A 15,228-nucleotide genomic window follows, 5' to 3' on the forward strand; every position below is an offset into this window, starting at 1 on the left:
AAAGTAAAAAATAGAGTTGAGGCCTTCGGCCATCAACCCTATAAATTATAGAACCGAAAAAATCCGAATAGTATGTAGAAAGATTGTCAAATAAATCAATGGATTTATTACTCACTCCACTGATGCTTCTCTAAACGTTTAATCTATAAGAGAGCATCAATAGTTGGATTGAATGTTCTTTCTATAACTATTCGGATTATTTTTATTTATGAAGAGCAATTCCTTTATTAATACCTTTTATTTGGTGGAATTATTTATTGTATTATGATCGTATCGTGTACAAAAATATAAATAATAAGATTGATATTTAAACGGATGTTAACAAACAATCTCCTATTCAACGGATAGGAGGCTATTTGTTAACATAGGAATATAGACCTTTAAATTTACGTGAATTAATTACATATTCACATTATGATAAACCTTTTGCACGTCTTCATCATCTTCTAATGCATCAATTAACTTCTCAAAAGTTTCCAAGTCTTCTGCGTTGAGGTCCACTTCAGTCTGGGCAATCATTTCAGTTTCAGCCACTGAAAAGTCAGTAATACCAATACTTTCCAGGCATTCTTTAATAGTGCCGTAATCACCAGGTTGACCATATACAACCACAGATCCTTCTTCAGTATAAACATCTTTGACATCGAGATCTGCTTCCAATAAAGCCATCGTAATGGTTTCTTCATCTTGGTTTTCCATCACAAAAACAGCCACATGATCAAACATATAAGAAACGGATCCAGCAACCCCCATATTTCCACCGTTCTTATTAAAGGCCATGCGAACATTGGCGGCAGTGCGGTTTACGTTGTTTGTTAAAGCATCCACGATAATCATTGAACCATTCGGGCCAAAACCTTCGTATCGCAATTCTTGGAAGGTCTCATCGGCCGAGCCTTTGGCCTTGTCAATGGCTTTGTTGATGACGTGAGATGGTACATTATAGGTTTTAGCACGATCGACAACAAACTTTAGTTTCTGGTTGGTCTCCGGATCTGGGTCTCCTGATTTGGCTGCTGCATAAATTTCAATGCCAAATTTTGCATAAATTCTTGAGGTTTGTTGATCGGTTTTCGCTTTTTTTTCGCGAATGTTCATCCATTTACGACCCATTTAATTCACTTCACTTTCATTATAGTCTGTTTGTATTATAGCGAAAAACAAGCTTCATTTATAGAATTTTTTCAAAAATTTTTAGCTTGCAAGATTTCTGTCAAACTTTTGATAGCAAAAGAAAAAAAGCGACTGCTGAGTCGCTTAAAATTAATCTTTTGGATACAATTTATCTATTCGCGCTTGTAAATCTTTATCATTGACAAATTCCTCATAGCTGGTATTCATGCGATCAAAGGCCCCAGTTGGAGTAATTTCAATTACACGATTGACTGTTGTATTTAAGACTTCGTAGTCATGTGAGGCGATGAGAATAGCGGATTTAAATTTAATTAAACCATCGTTTAAAGCAGTAATGGATTCAAGGTCTAAGTGGTTGGTTGGTTGATCCATCACTAAAACGTTGGCTTTCGATAGCATCATTTTTGAAAGTAAACAGCGAACTTTCTCACCACCAGAAAGGACGTTGACAGGTTTTAAGACATCATCTCCTGTAAAGAGCATGCGTCCTAAGAAGGAGCGTAAGAAGGTATTGTCACTTTCTTCTTTAGAAGCATATTGTCTTAACCAATCGACAATTGACAACTCGACTCCATCAAATTCATCGCCCGAATTACGTGGCAGATAGGTTTGTGAAGTCGTAACACCCCATTCAAAGCTTCCCTTATCTGCTTCCAAGTTTCCCATCAAGATTTCAAAAAAGGCTGAAATGGCATTGTCATTGCGGGAGACAAAAGCCACCTTATCATCACGATTCAAAGTGAAAGTAATATTATCAAAGAGGGCTTCACCGTCAATTGATTTTGACAGTCCTTCTACGCTAAGTAAATCATTACCGATTTCACGTTCAGGTGAAAAGCCGACAAATGGATAGCGACGGCTGGAAGGTTGAATGTCATCCAGGGTAATTTTTTCTAAAAGTTTCTTTCTAGAGGTCGCTTGTTTTGATTTAGAAGCATTAGCAGAAAAGCGCGCAATAAAGTTTTGTAATTCTTTAATTTTTTCTTCTTTTTTAGCATTTTGATCCGCTTGCAATTTAGCGGCTAATTGACTGGATTGTAACCAAAAGTCATAGTTTCCCACATAAATTTTTATTTTACCGAAGTCGACATCCGCCATATGAGTACATACTGTGTTTAGGAAGTGACGGTCGTGAGAAACAACGATGACAGTGTTTGGGAAGTCCATGATGAAGTTACTTAGCCAATCAATAGCTTGAGCATCTAGACCGTTAGTTGGCTCGTCTAGGAGCAGATTGTCCGGTTTACCAAAAAGTGCTTGAGCCAGTAAAACTTTGATTTTATCAGCTTCGATAAGCTCACTCATCTTGGCTGTATGTTGTTCAGTAGGGATTCCTAAGCCTTGTAACATATTAGAAGCTTCTGATTCAGCTTCCCAACCACCCATTTCGGCAAACAAACCTTCTAATTCGCCAGCGCGCACCCCATCTTCATCAGAAAAATCAGCTTTCATATAGATGGCATCTTTTTCTTTCTTTACTTCATAAAGCTCCTTATAACCCATCATCACGGTTTCGATCACTTCATAGTCTTCGAATCCGTAGTGGTTTTGGTTAAGAACAGCTAATCTTTCATTAGGATCCATGGACACATTTCCCGTTGTAGGTGCAATGTCACCTGATAAAATTTTTAAAAAGGTTGACTTACCAGCACCATTGGCTCCGATCACACCATAACAGTTGCCAGGTGTAAAATTAATATTGACCTCATCAAATAATTTCCGGTCTGGGAATTGTAAACTAACATTCGATACATTGATCACAAACATAACCTCCATCTTAGATTCATAGACATACGCCTTCATTCTAGCATGATAAGGACTAAAAAGCATTAAGAAATATAGTTTATTGATAAACTTATTAGAAGATAAAAAACTCTGTCCATTTAGGGACAGAGTCAAAATTTTATAGACTGCGTAACCAAGCTAAGAAGCGTTTGATTATAGAAGGATCTTGCGGACTTGACAGTTTAGTCTGATTATCACGAGCGGGATTTAGTTTACTGAGTCGAATTTTGCGACTCTGTTTTTCTTTAGCTAAGCGCTCATCGAGATCTTTTTGACGTTGGCTGGCTCGCTCGATTAAAATTTCTTGCGAGTTGATTTTTTGGTCTTCAATGATAACTGGGCGGATATATTCGCCGTTTACTTGCAGTTCACGTGCTTTCATATTATCAGCTAATTGAAGCTCTAAATAGTCCACTATATCGGCCTCGATATCCTTATCTAAGATCGGGAATTCAATTTCGACACGCTTAATCATATTGCGCGTCATCATATCAGCTGAAGAGAGGAATAGGTGGTTATCACTATTATGGTTAAAGTAATACACACGGGAATGTTCCAAAAAGCGACCAACAATTGAACGTACACGAATATTATCAGATATTCCAGGAATGCCCGGTTTCAAACAGCAGATACCTCTAACAATTAGATCAATTGAAATACCCGCTTGACTGGCTTCATAGAGCTTTTGGATGAGGGGAAGATCGGTTAAGGAATTCATTTTAGCAATGATACGACCATTACCGTATTGTTTTTGAAAAGCAATTTCCTCATCAATATAATCCATTAGAGAATCCCGAATGGCAAAAGGTGAAACATGTAAATGTTTATAATCTGGCAAGCTGCTATAACCACTTAAATAGTTGAAGAAATCAGTAGCATCATCCGTTAAACCAGGGTGCGTCGTAAATAAGCCCATATCGGTATAAATTTTTGCTGTTTTGTCATTGTAATTACCTGTTCCTAGATGAAGGTAAGGTTGGATTTTATTATCCTCCTTGCGAATGACCAGTGAAATTTTGGAATGGGTCTTTAGTTCACTAACACCATATAAAACGTGACAGCCTGCTTCTTCTAATTCTTTGGCCCAATAAACATTATTTTCTTCATCGAAACGTGCTTTTAGTTCCACCAACACGGTAACTTCTTTTCCGTTTTCGGCAGCGGTTTTTAAGGCTGAGATAATGGGAGAGTTTTTAGAAACTCTGTAAAGGGTCTGTTTAATGGCAATGGTTTGAGGATCTTGAGCAGCGTACGCTATTAAGTTAACTACCGGATCAAACGAATCATAAGGGTGGTGGAGGAAGATGTCATGGTCTTTGGCCTGGGTGAATAGGTCTTCTCCTAAATGTTTGGGATTCAGGTAGGGTATATGCTCCTCAAATAAGAATTGAGGGTTATTTTCACCAATTTCTTCTCTTAAGGCAAAAAGGAAAGTTAAATCGAGCGGCCCGTCAATTAAGTAAACAGCATTTTCTTCCAACTCAAAAACTTCTTGTAGATAAGTAAGGTTTTGTTCAGAAAAATTCATTAAGCGTGAGCGGTCAATTTCAAGCCGGACAGCCATTCCATTTTTTCTTTGTTTGACATAGTCTTCAATTAGAACTAACAAATCGGAAGCACCGTCTTCTGCAATTGAAAAATCTGCATTACGTGTAATTCGAAAAGGATAAGCAGCCACAACTTCATAGCCTTCAAAAATACGATCAAGGTGGTGGATGATAATGTCTTCCACTAAGACGATGGTATGGACTTGTCCTTCAATAATGAAATAACGTTCAATCAGCTGAGGAATAGGAAGAATCGCTCGATGCTCTTTGCCATCCTTTTCCAGCTTAACCATAATATTTAAAACTTTATTGACAAGGTGAGGGAAAGGCCGGTAGGCATCGATTCCTAAAGGAGAAAGAGTCGGTAAGAGTAAGGTCTTAAAGTAATAGTCTATTTCTGCTTGTTCAGATACGGATAATTCACCGATGGACTTCATTTGGTAGCCAGTATTTGGCAAGAGAGGCATTAATTCATGGTAGCGTTGGTATTGTTTAGCGACATTGCGTTGATTGCGCTGACTAATGTTTTCTAATAATTCTTCGGGTGTTTGGCAGGTTTTATTTTCAGAAACCTCCACACCAGCAAGGTATTGATCGTAAACTCCCGAAACTCTGACCATAAAGAATTCATCGAGATTTGAAGAGGCAATGGCTAAGAAATTTATTTGTTCCAGTAAAGGATTGGTCATATCATAAGCATTGTCAATACAACGTAAATTAAAGTCTAGCCAAGATAATTCGCGGTTAAAATAAAAGTCAGGATTATCAAATTGTCCGCGATTTTTTCTTGAGTTAGAAATGCGCTTATCCTTATTCACTGTTTTCTTTTTCTTTTTTTTGGTCTCAGTCATTTCATTTCTCCTCTCAGTTTTCTTTAAGCCTCTATGTCAACATACTTTAGTTTTAAGCTTCCATCTAAGCTACGAGCAATATGTTTGGCGTGACGATCTGCTCGATATTGCTCGGCTACCACAGGGCCATTGTGATAAAGGGTTAGGATATAGTCTTTTTTCTTTTTTTCTAATTTAATATTTTTAATCGGAGAAGTTTTAGAATCGTTTAATGATTGGCTAAATTTTAAAATACCTCCTAAAGCTTGTAGTTCTTTTATATCTTCACTACTAAACCAATTGCTGAAAGACTGACAATATTGATTGAGTAAAGATTTATTACGATAACTGCTTAATAAAGCTAAGCGGACACGGTCGCGATGTGAAAAACCGGCCAAATCCATATTGGATAAAAGATAGAAAGTTGTCTGGGAATCAGCTTCTTTAGAGATGAATTGGCCACATCGGTAGAGATAACTTGCCATTTCTAATTCAACTTGCTGAGCATAGGAATAATCCATTTGTCCTAAATCAGTCAGTTGTTTATAAAGATCGATCGCTATTTTACTCCGAATTTCTGCAACCTTTGGATGCACTTTGAAATCACGACATACTTTGGCGACACTTCGAACGTGAATATGCTCAGGATTAATAGGCTGGTTAAAATGATCATTCAAGTAGTAAGTAATAACACCATCTCTCAGCCCTTGTCTAGAAATGAATAGGGTAGGCGCATTGACGATTTGAAAAAGCTCAATTAATGCTAAGTTAGCTGGAATAATGATGTCAGTTCGATCAGAACTTAAACCGTCAATATCTTGCATATCTTGGTAATTTGTTGACTGGAATAGGTCGAGTGTGGTGTTTAGATTTTTTTCAGAGAGTCGATAACCATGTAAGCCAGCAATGGGATAATTCTGTAGGCGTTGATGAACTTGAGCGATATTACGCGCAGAACCACCGACCGCAACGATCGGGTACTTAACCTTCTTTAGCCAATCCAGTGACTTAAAAGTTTTTTGTAAATAGCGTCTTGTCTTTTCAATGGCTGTTGAATCATTATGGTCTTTATCTTTAAAGAACTTTTCCTTCAAGCTGACTACGCCAAATGGAAAGGAATGGTATTGTTTAATCTCTTTGTTTTCTGACAAGGTTATTTCACAAGACCCTCCGCCCATATCGATAGTCACCATATTACGATTAGGTAAGGAGTGCGAAATAGCGTACTGGCCCAGCGAAGCCTCTTCTTTTTCTGATAAGATGCGAATTTCAATGCCAGTTTCTTCTAATACCCGCTGTATGATTTGCTCTTGGTTAGCTGATTGACGAATAGCTGCTGTAGCAAAGACAATTAACTCCTCAATTTTATGTGCTCGAGCGGCATAGTTAAAACTAGCTAGCGTTTCAGTTAGTTTCTGAATCCCTTTATCAGACATCATTACCTGGTCGTTTTCATCTTTATTCAAATATTGAGATAAACGTGCAGGCGCTTTAAGGTTAGTAATTTCATGAACATCATAATATTGATCGATTGCATAAATCACCATACGAATAGTATTTGAACCGATATCAATTAAACCTACTTTATTGGAATACATATATTTCCACCCATCTATTGTGACTTAGTAACATCTTGGTCTTTATTTTTTATTTAAGACTTCTTCAATGGCAGCAGCAATCTCGGAAGAGTGAGAAACAACCTTTCCGTTAAGTTTGATCAATCCCACAGTGTATAAGTTAACATAGGCGAACTGTGATTCTGCAACTTCTTTGAGTGCTTCAATTTTTTGAGGGTTATCCGCGCCTTGTTGACGGGAGTCTGAAAATAGACCAATAATAGGAATGCCGGCTTGGTAGGCAATACCAATTTCACTGGCTACACCTGGATCAATGGTTTGTCCATCTAAGACGGCCAAAACGATATCACTTGCTAGCACTGCTTCCGTATCCAAACGAGCAATCATCTTTGAATCGGCATAGGCTTGCTTATCGTTAATTTCAGCTTGTTCTTGTGGTAAGAAAATATCTAAAGAAGGTATGGCTTGTCTTAATTCATTAGCAACTTTTTGGTTGAAGGCTAGTTCCATTTCATTAAAAAGGGGACTTGCAAAATATAATTTAGTCATGATTAAATCCTTTCTTTAAGTAAGTTTTTTAATTGCTGATACTTCTATTATAGTAAATTTTTTTAGTTTGGTGTATCAATTCTAGGAATTCCATGAAAATTAATTGATTCACAAAAAAGGAGTGGCTCAACTTGAGCCACTCCTCGAATGAGTTGTTAATTATTCAGCAAAAAATTTTAAGCGTAGAGCATTAAGTAAAACAGAGATAGAAGAAAAGCTCATAGCTAAGGCGGCTATCATTGGGTTAAGTAAGGGACCACCAAATAGATAGATAACGCCCATCGCAAAAGGAATGCCTATCACATTATAGAAGAAAGCCCAGAAAAGGTTCTGTTTGATATTGCGGATAGTCGCATGACTCAAATTAATAGCGGTCGGAATGGTGGTTAAATGGTTATTCATTAACACAATATCAGCAGATTCAATCGCAATGTCGGTCCCAGACCCGATCGCCATGCCGATATCAGCTTGTGCTAAAGCAGGGGCATCATTAATGCCATCACCGACCATAATCACTTTATTGCCGGTTGCTTGTACTTCCTTTACAATACGTGACTTATCTTCAGGCAAAACTTCGGCAAAGACTTTATCCACTCCTACTAATTGACCGATATGTTCTGCTGTGGCTTGATTATCACCTGTCACCATCATCACCTTAAGACCCATTGCTTTGAGAGTTTTTATTACTTCCATACTCGATTCTTTTATCGGATCTGAAATGGCTAATAAGCCTTGGAAATGGCGGTTAATTGCATAGAAAATAACAGTTTTGGCTTCATGACTCAGTTTATCTGCTAGTGAGAGAAAATCTTGAGGGATGGGTTGGCTTAATATTTCTTCCATTAAACGCTGGTTACCAATATCTATGTTTTCGCCATTAATCTCAGCAGTAATTCCCTTACCTGTAATTGATTGGATTTGCTTCAAAGCCTGATATTCTATGCCGAAACTTTCGGCATAATCGACAACTGCCTTGCCAAGAGGGTGTTCTGAGTTGGCTTCAACACTTGCTAACTTACTTAATAGAATAGCTTTATCTTTTTCATCAACAGGATAAAAATCAGTCACACTCGGTTGACCTTGGGTGATAGTCCCTGTCTTATCAAGCAAAATAGTATCTGCTTGGTGAGTAGTTTCTAGACTGGCACTGCTTTTAATTAAGATCCCTTTTTGTGCAGCATTACCTGTTCCCACCATGATAGCTGTTGGAGTGGCTAAACCAAGCGCACAAGGGCAAGCGATAATTAAAACACTAATAAAAATCTGTAAACTGAAAGTTAAGGATTGATTCATTATAAAGAACCAGAATAAACCACTGATTAAGGCAATCACCATAACAGTTGGGACGAAATAAGAAGCTACCACATCAGCAAATTTAGCAATTTGAGCTTTGGAAGATTGAGCTTCATTAACTAATTGAATAATTTGAGAAAGCGTAGTGTCTTGCCCTACTCGTTCTACCTCCAGGGTAAAGCCACCGGTTTTATTTAAACTAGCTCCAGTTACGCAGTCGCCTTTGCTTTTATTAACCGGCATGGCTTCACCAGTTAACATCGATTCATCGACACTGGATTGACCTTCAAGAATGATTCCATCCATTGGAATGGTATCTCCAGGTCTAATTTGCAAATGATCTCCTGGTTGAATGCGTTCGGTTGGAACAATTTCAATGGAGCCATCCTCTTTAATTCTACGTGCCTCTTTAGGTGCTAAATCCATTAGGGTTTTAATCGCTGAAGAAGTTCGTCCTTTAGCAATGTCTTCTAAATACTTGCCGATTGTCATTAAAGAGACAATTACTGCAGCTGATTCAAAGTATAATTCAATCTCTTGACTATTTTGAAGAGGATTGATGAATAGAAAGAGCGTTACGACTAGACCTTGAACAAAAGCGGCTCCACTACCTATTGCGACTAAGCTGTCCATGTTGGGGTGGCCATTCAAAAGACTCTTGAATCCACGAATAAATAAATCTTTACCTAAATATAAAACAGCACTACTTAAAATCATCTGAATGAGGGCATGAACGCTTGGATGTTGCTTTATTGAAAGAGAATCCGGAATAGGAAGGCCAATCATTGGACCCATTGCTAAAAGAAAGAGTGGCAGAGTGAACAGGACCATACCCATAATTTTTTGCTTGGACTTTTTTAAATATTGCTGTTCTCGCTCTAAATCTTTTTGATATTGTTCTTCAGGAGAAATAATTAAACTGGCATTATAACCCGCTCTTTGCACCGCCTCAATCGCTTTATCTGGCTGGGCTTTATGATCCCACTCAACATTCAATGTTGAAGTAGCAAAATTGACTTGAGCAGACTGAACGTCCGACAGTTGATTGGCTGCTTTTTCAACTGTTTGCGCACAAGAAGCACAAGACATTCCCTCAATCCGAAAGTTTTGAATGAGCGCTTCATTAATCGAAGGTAATAGCTGATAGCCTGCCTTTTCTACTCGATCAGCCAGTGTCTCAAATGTGACCTTTTGTGGATCAAAATTGACTTTTACAGAGTGGTTCAGTAGATTTACTTCGGCTGTTTCAACACCCATTGTTTGATTAAGCGTTTTTTCGACTGTCATTGCACAAGAAGTGCAGGACATTCCATCAATAGTATAAGTACTTGATTGCATTTTAGCCCTCCTTTAGGGATCGATTATTTGCTTAAATGATAGTGAGTATCTTTAAGCACATGATTAAAATCTTCCATAGCTAAAAAGTCTTGATGCTCAATAGTAAGCTCTTTAGTATCCACTTGGATATTTACTTTTTCAACTCCATCCATTGAAAAAAGCAAATCTTGAATAGTTTGAGCGCAGTGGCTGCAAGACATACCTTGGACTTTAAAATCTTGTTTTTTCATGATAATTCCTCCATTAATTAATGAGACCATGAGTGACATTGACATTGACCGACTGGGCAATTACATTTTACTTGGCTTGGAGCCTGCTTGCCCTTATCCTGCAATTGTTTTATCAGCTGTTGACAATCAGCTTGTGATAAGATGACATCATTAATTATTTGATGAATAAAAGGAGCCTTATCTTTATTGCAAATGCGGTTCAGTAGCTTACTTATTTCTGCATGAACAGCCTCTTTTTCAGAAATATTTGCTTGATATTGATAGGGTTTATGTTCTCCTTCAAGAGTCAAATGTTCTTTTTGCAATAAGCGGTTAATTAAAGTTTTTATAGTAGCTTCTTTCCAATCAGAAAATTGACTAGCAGTATCGATAATTTGGCGTGAAGTAAGTGAATGATGGGCCCAGACTATCCGCATAATTTCCCATTCTGCATCAGTGATCGATGGGACTGAAAGACTTTCTTGCATAAGAAAACTCCTCTCTGATTACACATGTAACTTCACTTAAAGTTTACAACTGTAGACATCAAATTGCAAGTCATAACTTAGTCTTTCATTAAATTTACTAGTATAATAAAGAAAAATATCTGAAGGAGTAAATAAAATGAAAAAGTACTACAAATTATTGATTTTAGTAGTAGCAGTTACAATGAGTTTAGCAGCTTGTGAAAATTTTAATCAAAGCTCTTTTAAGTCAGAAAAAACCCCAGACCAAATTCTTAATGATTCCATCAATTTGGATAATCAACAGATGAGAATGACTAATGAAACTTATCAAGAAGAAGTAGCTGCTGACCAAGCCTATTTGATTCAAAAGGCAGACTTATATTTTGAGACCTTAAAATATGAGGAGGCCAAACAAGCTTTATTTGAAGTGATTGAAAAAAGCAAAGGCAGCATTCACTATCAAAATGAGTATTTGATAGATGGCGGACAATTTTCTGATAGTGAGCAAGAGTTGCGTGAGTTAATTTTGACTGCGCGTATTCCACAGGCGAACTTTAATCAAACAGTTGAGAAACTCCAAGACCTGCCGGATGTTTCTTTGCAATCGTCAAGTAGAGGGTCCCAAGATGTCACTCGCTCGGTCAATGATATTGACATCCGTTTACAAGCCGTAGAGGATCGTTTAGACCGGTTAAATGCCTTATTAGATCAAGCAGAAAAAATTGAAGAAATTGTCCAAATTCAAACTGAAATTGAAAATGCTATTATTCAAAGAGATCAATATTTAGCCGAACAAGCTAACTTGGAAAATCAAATAGAACAAGCCACTATCAATATTACTTTGAGTGAGCGCTATGTTCTAGCAGAAGAACGCAATCAAAATTATTCCTTTATAGGTCGTATAGCTAATACTTTTAAAGAAGCTTTGATTTCTACCAAGTGGATGCTAGAAAATCTTGTTTTATTATTGGTAGCATCTTTACCCTTCTTAATGATTTGTTTGGCAATCTATTTATTGTATCGCTTATTTTTTAAAAAGATTGCCGATAATTACCGTAAATACTATCCTCAAAATGAGAAAGAAAATCGAATGTTAAATCGTGCTAAACATGAACAGAATATCAAACAGAATTTCCATCCAAGTGAAACAGATGAAAAGTAAATGAATCAGATTATATACCTTATCCCAAAGACTAGATACAATTTTAAATAAAAATATTGAGAACAATTTTATAAAAGTGTATCATTAAGAGTGACAGTGAATATTAAGGAGTGATCGAGCAATGTTTCAACAGTTACAAGAAAAGATAAAAGGAAAAGGCATCAAAATAGTGTTTCCTGAGGGGACTGACCCACGTGTTTTAGGAGCAGCAGTACGCTTGCATGCCGAAGATATTGTGGAACCGATTGTTTTGGGTAATAAGGTAGAAATTAAACAACTAGCCAATGAAAAAAATTGGGTGATTGAAGGGATTACTCTCCATGACCCTGAAGAATATCAAGCAATGGATCAATTGATTGAAGCTTTTGTTGAAAGACGTAAGGGTAAGAATACTAGAGAAGAAGCTATTGAACTCCTAAAAGATCCTGCATACTTTGGGACCATGTTGGTTTATACCAATCAAGCGGATGGAATGGTATGTGGAGCCGTTTACTCAACAGGAGATACAGTAAGGCCTGCTTTACAAATTATCAAAACACGACCAGGCGTAAAATTAATTTCAGGAGCCTTTATCATGGTTCCACCTCATACCAATGGTCAAAAATTAGTGTTTGCAGATTGCGCTATTAATATTAATCCTGATGCACAATCTTTAGCTGAAATTGCGGTAGAAAGTGCTAAAACAGCTGAAATCTTTGGTATTGATCCTAAAGTGGCGATGTTAAGTTTTTCTTCTTATGGATCAGCCAAATCACCAGAAGTAGATAAAGTGGCAGAAGCGACTAAAATTGCGAAGCAATTAGCACCCGAATTGACCATTGATGGTGAAATGCAATTTGATGCGGCTATTGTTCCTGAGGTGGCTGTACAAAAGGTTCCTGGGTCTATTCTTGATGGACAAGCGACTGTCTTTGTTTTCCCAGAAATTCAATCTGGAAATATTGGCTATAAGATTGCGCAACGCTTAGGTAATTTCCAAGCTGTTGGACCAATTTTACAAGGACTGAATAAACCCGTTTCAGACCTTTCAAGAGGGTGTGTAGAAGAAGATGTGTTTAAAGTAGCGATTATCACAGCCAACCAGGCTCTAAATAACTAACCTAAATAAATTATAAACCAAGCTCCTCAAGCAGATTTTTGATTGAGGAGCTTTTCTCATGCAAATCTAATGAGAATCATTTTCACATTTGTGAAGAACATGTTACAATGGATTTTGTGAAAAATTACTTATTGGAGGAAATCAATGAAAAAAAGTTTAATGAAGCGACTCTTATTGTTGTCAACCCTTGCCTTAAATAGTTTCACGCCACTTGCAGTGAATGTAAACGCTATGGAATCAGATGTAGAAAGCTTAAATTCCAGCTTGCAATCTATTCAAGTAAAATCAAATCCAGAGATAGAATCTGACAAGGCTGTGATTCCTGGTGAAAGTGAAGAAGAACCACAAGAAACACCTGCTAGAATGGAAGTTGATTCACAAGGTGAAGGCGAAACACCTTCACAAACTCCCTTAACTATTGAAGAATATAAAAAGTTGGACGCCACAACACTTGCTGAAATGGTCAGAAGAGGAAGAACAACAAGTAAAGAATTAATTGAATTTGCTTTTCAAGTAATCGAAGAAACAAATCCTGATTTAAATAACGTTATTTCAACACGCAAAGAAGCTGCTTTAGCTGAAGCTGAAGCGATGGAAGATACTGGTCAGCCTTTTTATGGTGTGCCGATGTTAGTGAAGGGTCTAGGTCACTCTGTGGAAGAGGGTAGCAATACACTCGGCTTCAAGTTTTTGGAAGATCAAACATCTTCTAGAGATGGTCGCCAAGTAAAAGCTTTTAAAGAAGCAGGCTTTATTGTAATCGGTCAAACTTCTTATCCGCAAATGGGTTGGATCAATGTAACTAATTCTGAATTGTATGGTGACACACATAATCCTTGGAATTTAGCCCATAATCCGGGAGGATCTTCAGGGGGATCTTCAGCAGCTGTCGCAATTGGGCAAGTACCAGTCGCAAGTTCCAGTGATGCCGGTGGTTCTACTAGAATTCCAGCTTCTTGGTCTGGTTTAATTGGTTTACATCCATCGAGAGGAATTTTAACATGGGATAGCAGCTCAATAAACAATCAAACCACCCACTTTGCAGAGACTAAATCAATGCAAGATACAATTACACTTTTTGAGACCTTATTAAAAGAAAAGACGCGTGAACATGTACTGCAAGGAAGCTTTGACAAGACCACTCCCATAGCCTACACAACCATGACTCCTGCTGGAACGCCGATATCAGAAGATGCTATTCAAGCAGTTCGAGAGGTAGCCAATTTCTTAAAAGGTGAAGGTTATTTAGTCGAGGAAGTAGCTTATCCAGTAGATGGAAAAAAATTAATGGAGCAATACTACATTCTTGCTTCTTCGGCTGCTGGCTCTTTGGACTACATAGCAAAGAGACCACTTGGTCGACCAATTCAAAGAGAAGATGTGGAATTGCTAACTTGGGCTTTATACCAAACATCAAAGGATTTAACTAAAGAAGATGTAGCTGGAGCTTGGGACTATATCCATCAAGTGACAGAAGATATGAACGCTTTCTATTCAAAATATCCATTTTTATTAACAGCTACTAATGCTTACCCAGCTCCAAAGGCTGATTATAATCATATTAGTCCAGAGCTGGCTGAAGTAATGGAAGACATGTCTGGTTTGAGTAAAGTTGAAAAATTACAAGTAATTTATGATCAATGGTTACCAGCGTGGACTTTGACTCCTTACACTCAATTGGCTAATCTAACTGGTACACCTGCACTGAGCTTACCAACATATTTGACAGATAAAGGACTGCCGATGGGTGTAATGTTCAACACATTTGCTAAAAACGACCGCAGTTTACTACAAATTGGGAAACTGTTAGAAGAAAGCAATCGCTTTATTACCTACTATAATCGTCCGAGTGATGATAAGGAATCAAATCCAGATGTGGAGCCAGATACAGACAACATCTTAAATCCATTTCCGGGAGCGGATGAAACAGTAGGAAATGGGGCAGATACTCAAATTGAGGACTTGGATGACCAAAGCAATATTGAAGAACAGGCTGAAGACAATCATTTATCCAATAGCCCTTCTTCACAACCAGTCGTAAAGGATCATCAAGTTCAAGCCACTGATTCAGCGAAGGATACACTTCCAAACACTGGGGAAAGTGATCAGCTGGTCATGTACAGTATAAGCCTTACTTTATTCGGCATCGCCGGTTACTTCGTTCGTAAAAAATAAGGCAATTTAAAGGGGCTGTATCATAAGTCTCAAACCGAAAAACCACTATAAACGTTGTTTAAA

At 37.6% G+C, this 15,228-nt stretch carries 11 protein-coding genes; 3 read left to right on the forward strand and 8 right to left on the reverse strand.

Annotated features, from left to right (window positions below; translation table 11 throughout):
• Nucleotides 1–399 precede the first annotated feature (399 nt).
• The 8 genes from ACQV2S_RS08110 to ACQV2S_RS08145 all read right to left on the reverse strand — a co-directional run bounded on the left by ACQV2S_RS08110 (nucleotide 400) and on the right by ACQV2S_RS08145 (nucleotide 10,750).
• A complete protein-coding gene (locus ACQV2S_RS08110) occupies nucleotides 400–1,113 on the reverse strand; it encodes a YebC/PmpR family DNA-binding transcriptional regulator (protein WP_428873292.1) in 714 nt (237 codons plus the stop codon).
• A gap of 150 nt (nucleotides 1,114–1,263) precedes the next feature.
• Nucleotides 1,264–2,895: an ABC-F family ATP-binding cassette domain-containing protein gene (locus ACQV2S_RS08115; RefSeq protein WP_428885345.1), complete on the reverse strand. Its 1,632-nt coding sequence runs from the start codon at nucleotides 2,893–2,895 to the stop codon at nucleotides 1,264–1,266.
• A 142-nt stretch (nucleotides 2,896–3,037) separates the two neighbouring features.
• Nucleotides 3,038–5,317, reverse strand: coding sequence for an RNA degradosome polyphosphate kinase (locus ACQV2S_RS08120; RefSeq protein ID WP_428875098.1), 2,280 nt, complete (start codon nucleotides 5,315–5,317; stop codon nucleotides 3,038–3,040).
• A 23-nt stretch (nucleotides 5,318–5,340) separates the two neighbouring features.
• Nucleotides 5,341–6,894 carry a Ppx/GppA family phosphatase gene (locus ACQV2S_RS08125; RefSeq protein WP_428885346.1) on the reverse strand — a complete coding sequence of 518 codons (1,554 nt, stop codon included), beginning with the start codon at nucleotides 6,892–6,894 and terminating at the stop codon, nucleotides 5,341–5,343.
• A 42-nt stretch (nucleotides 6,895–6,936) separates the two neighbouring features.
• Entirely contained in the window at nucleotides 6,937–7,422 is a 486-nt protein-coding gene (locus tag ACQV2S_RS08130) for a nucleoside 2-deoxyribosyltransferase (RefSeq protein ID WP_428875100.1), read from the reverse strand.
• Between the two features lie 159 nt (nucleotides 7,423–7,581).
• Nucleotides 7,582–10,053 (reverse strand): heavy metal translocating P-type ATPase, encoded by a 2,472-nt coding sequence (locus ACQV2S_RS08135; protein ID WP_428882159.1) that lies wholly within the window; start codon nucleotides 10,051–10,053, stop codon nucleotides 7,582–7,584.
• 23 nt (nucleotides 10,054–10,076) lie between these two features.
• Nucleotides 10,077–10,283, reverse strand: a complete 207-nt coding sequence (locus tag ACQV2S_RS08140; RefSeq protein ID WP_428885347.1) for a heavy-metal-associated domain-containing protein — start codon at nucleotides 10,281–10,283, stop codon at nucleotides 10,077–10,079.
• A gap of 17 nt (nucleotides 10,284–10,300) precedes the next feature.
• Nucleotides 10,301–10,750 (reverse strand): CopY/TcrY family copper transport repressor, encoded by a 450-nt coding sequence (locus ACQV2S_RS08145; RefSeq protein WP_428873301.1) that lies wholly within the window; start codon nucleotides 10,748–10,750, stop codon nucleotides 10,301–10,303.
• 136 nt (nucleotides 10,751–10,886) lie between these two features.
• Between ACQV2S_RS08145 and ACQV2S_RS08150 the strand changes: the two genes are divergently transcribed.
• The 3 genes from ACQV2S_RS08150 (at nucleotide 10,887) to ACQV2S_RS08160 (ending at nucleotide 15,165) form a co-directional block, all read left to right on the forward strand.
• On the forward strand, nucleotides 10,887–11,891 hold the full coding sequence (locus ACQV2S_RS08150) for a DUF4349 domain-containing protein (protein ID WP_428873303.1): 1,005 nt from the start codon (nucleotides 10,887–10,889) through the stop codon (nucleotides 11,889–11,891).
• Between the two features lie 121 nt (nucleotides 11,892–12,012).
• On the forward strand, nucleotides 12,013–12,990 hold the full coding sequence (pta, locus tag ACQV2S_RS08155) for a phosphate acetyltransferase (RefSeq protein WP_428885348.1): 978 nt from the start codon (nucleotides 12,013–12,015) through the stop codon (nucleotides 12,988–12,990).
• Nucleotides 12,991–13,134: 144 nt separating this feature from the next.
• Nucleotides 13,135–15,165, forward strand: a complete 2,031-nt coding sequence (locus tag ACQV2S_RS08160; RefSeq protein WP_428885349.1) for an amidase family protein — start codon at nucleotides 13,135–13,137, stop codon at nucleotides 15,163–15,165.
• Nucleotides 15,166–15,228 lie beyond the last annotated feature (63 nt).

Origin of the sequence: Facklamia sp. P13064, from assembly GCF_050409425.1 — a bacterium.
Lineage (GTDB): Bacteria > Bacillota > Bacilli > Lactobacillales > Aerococcaceae > Facklamia.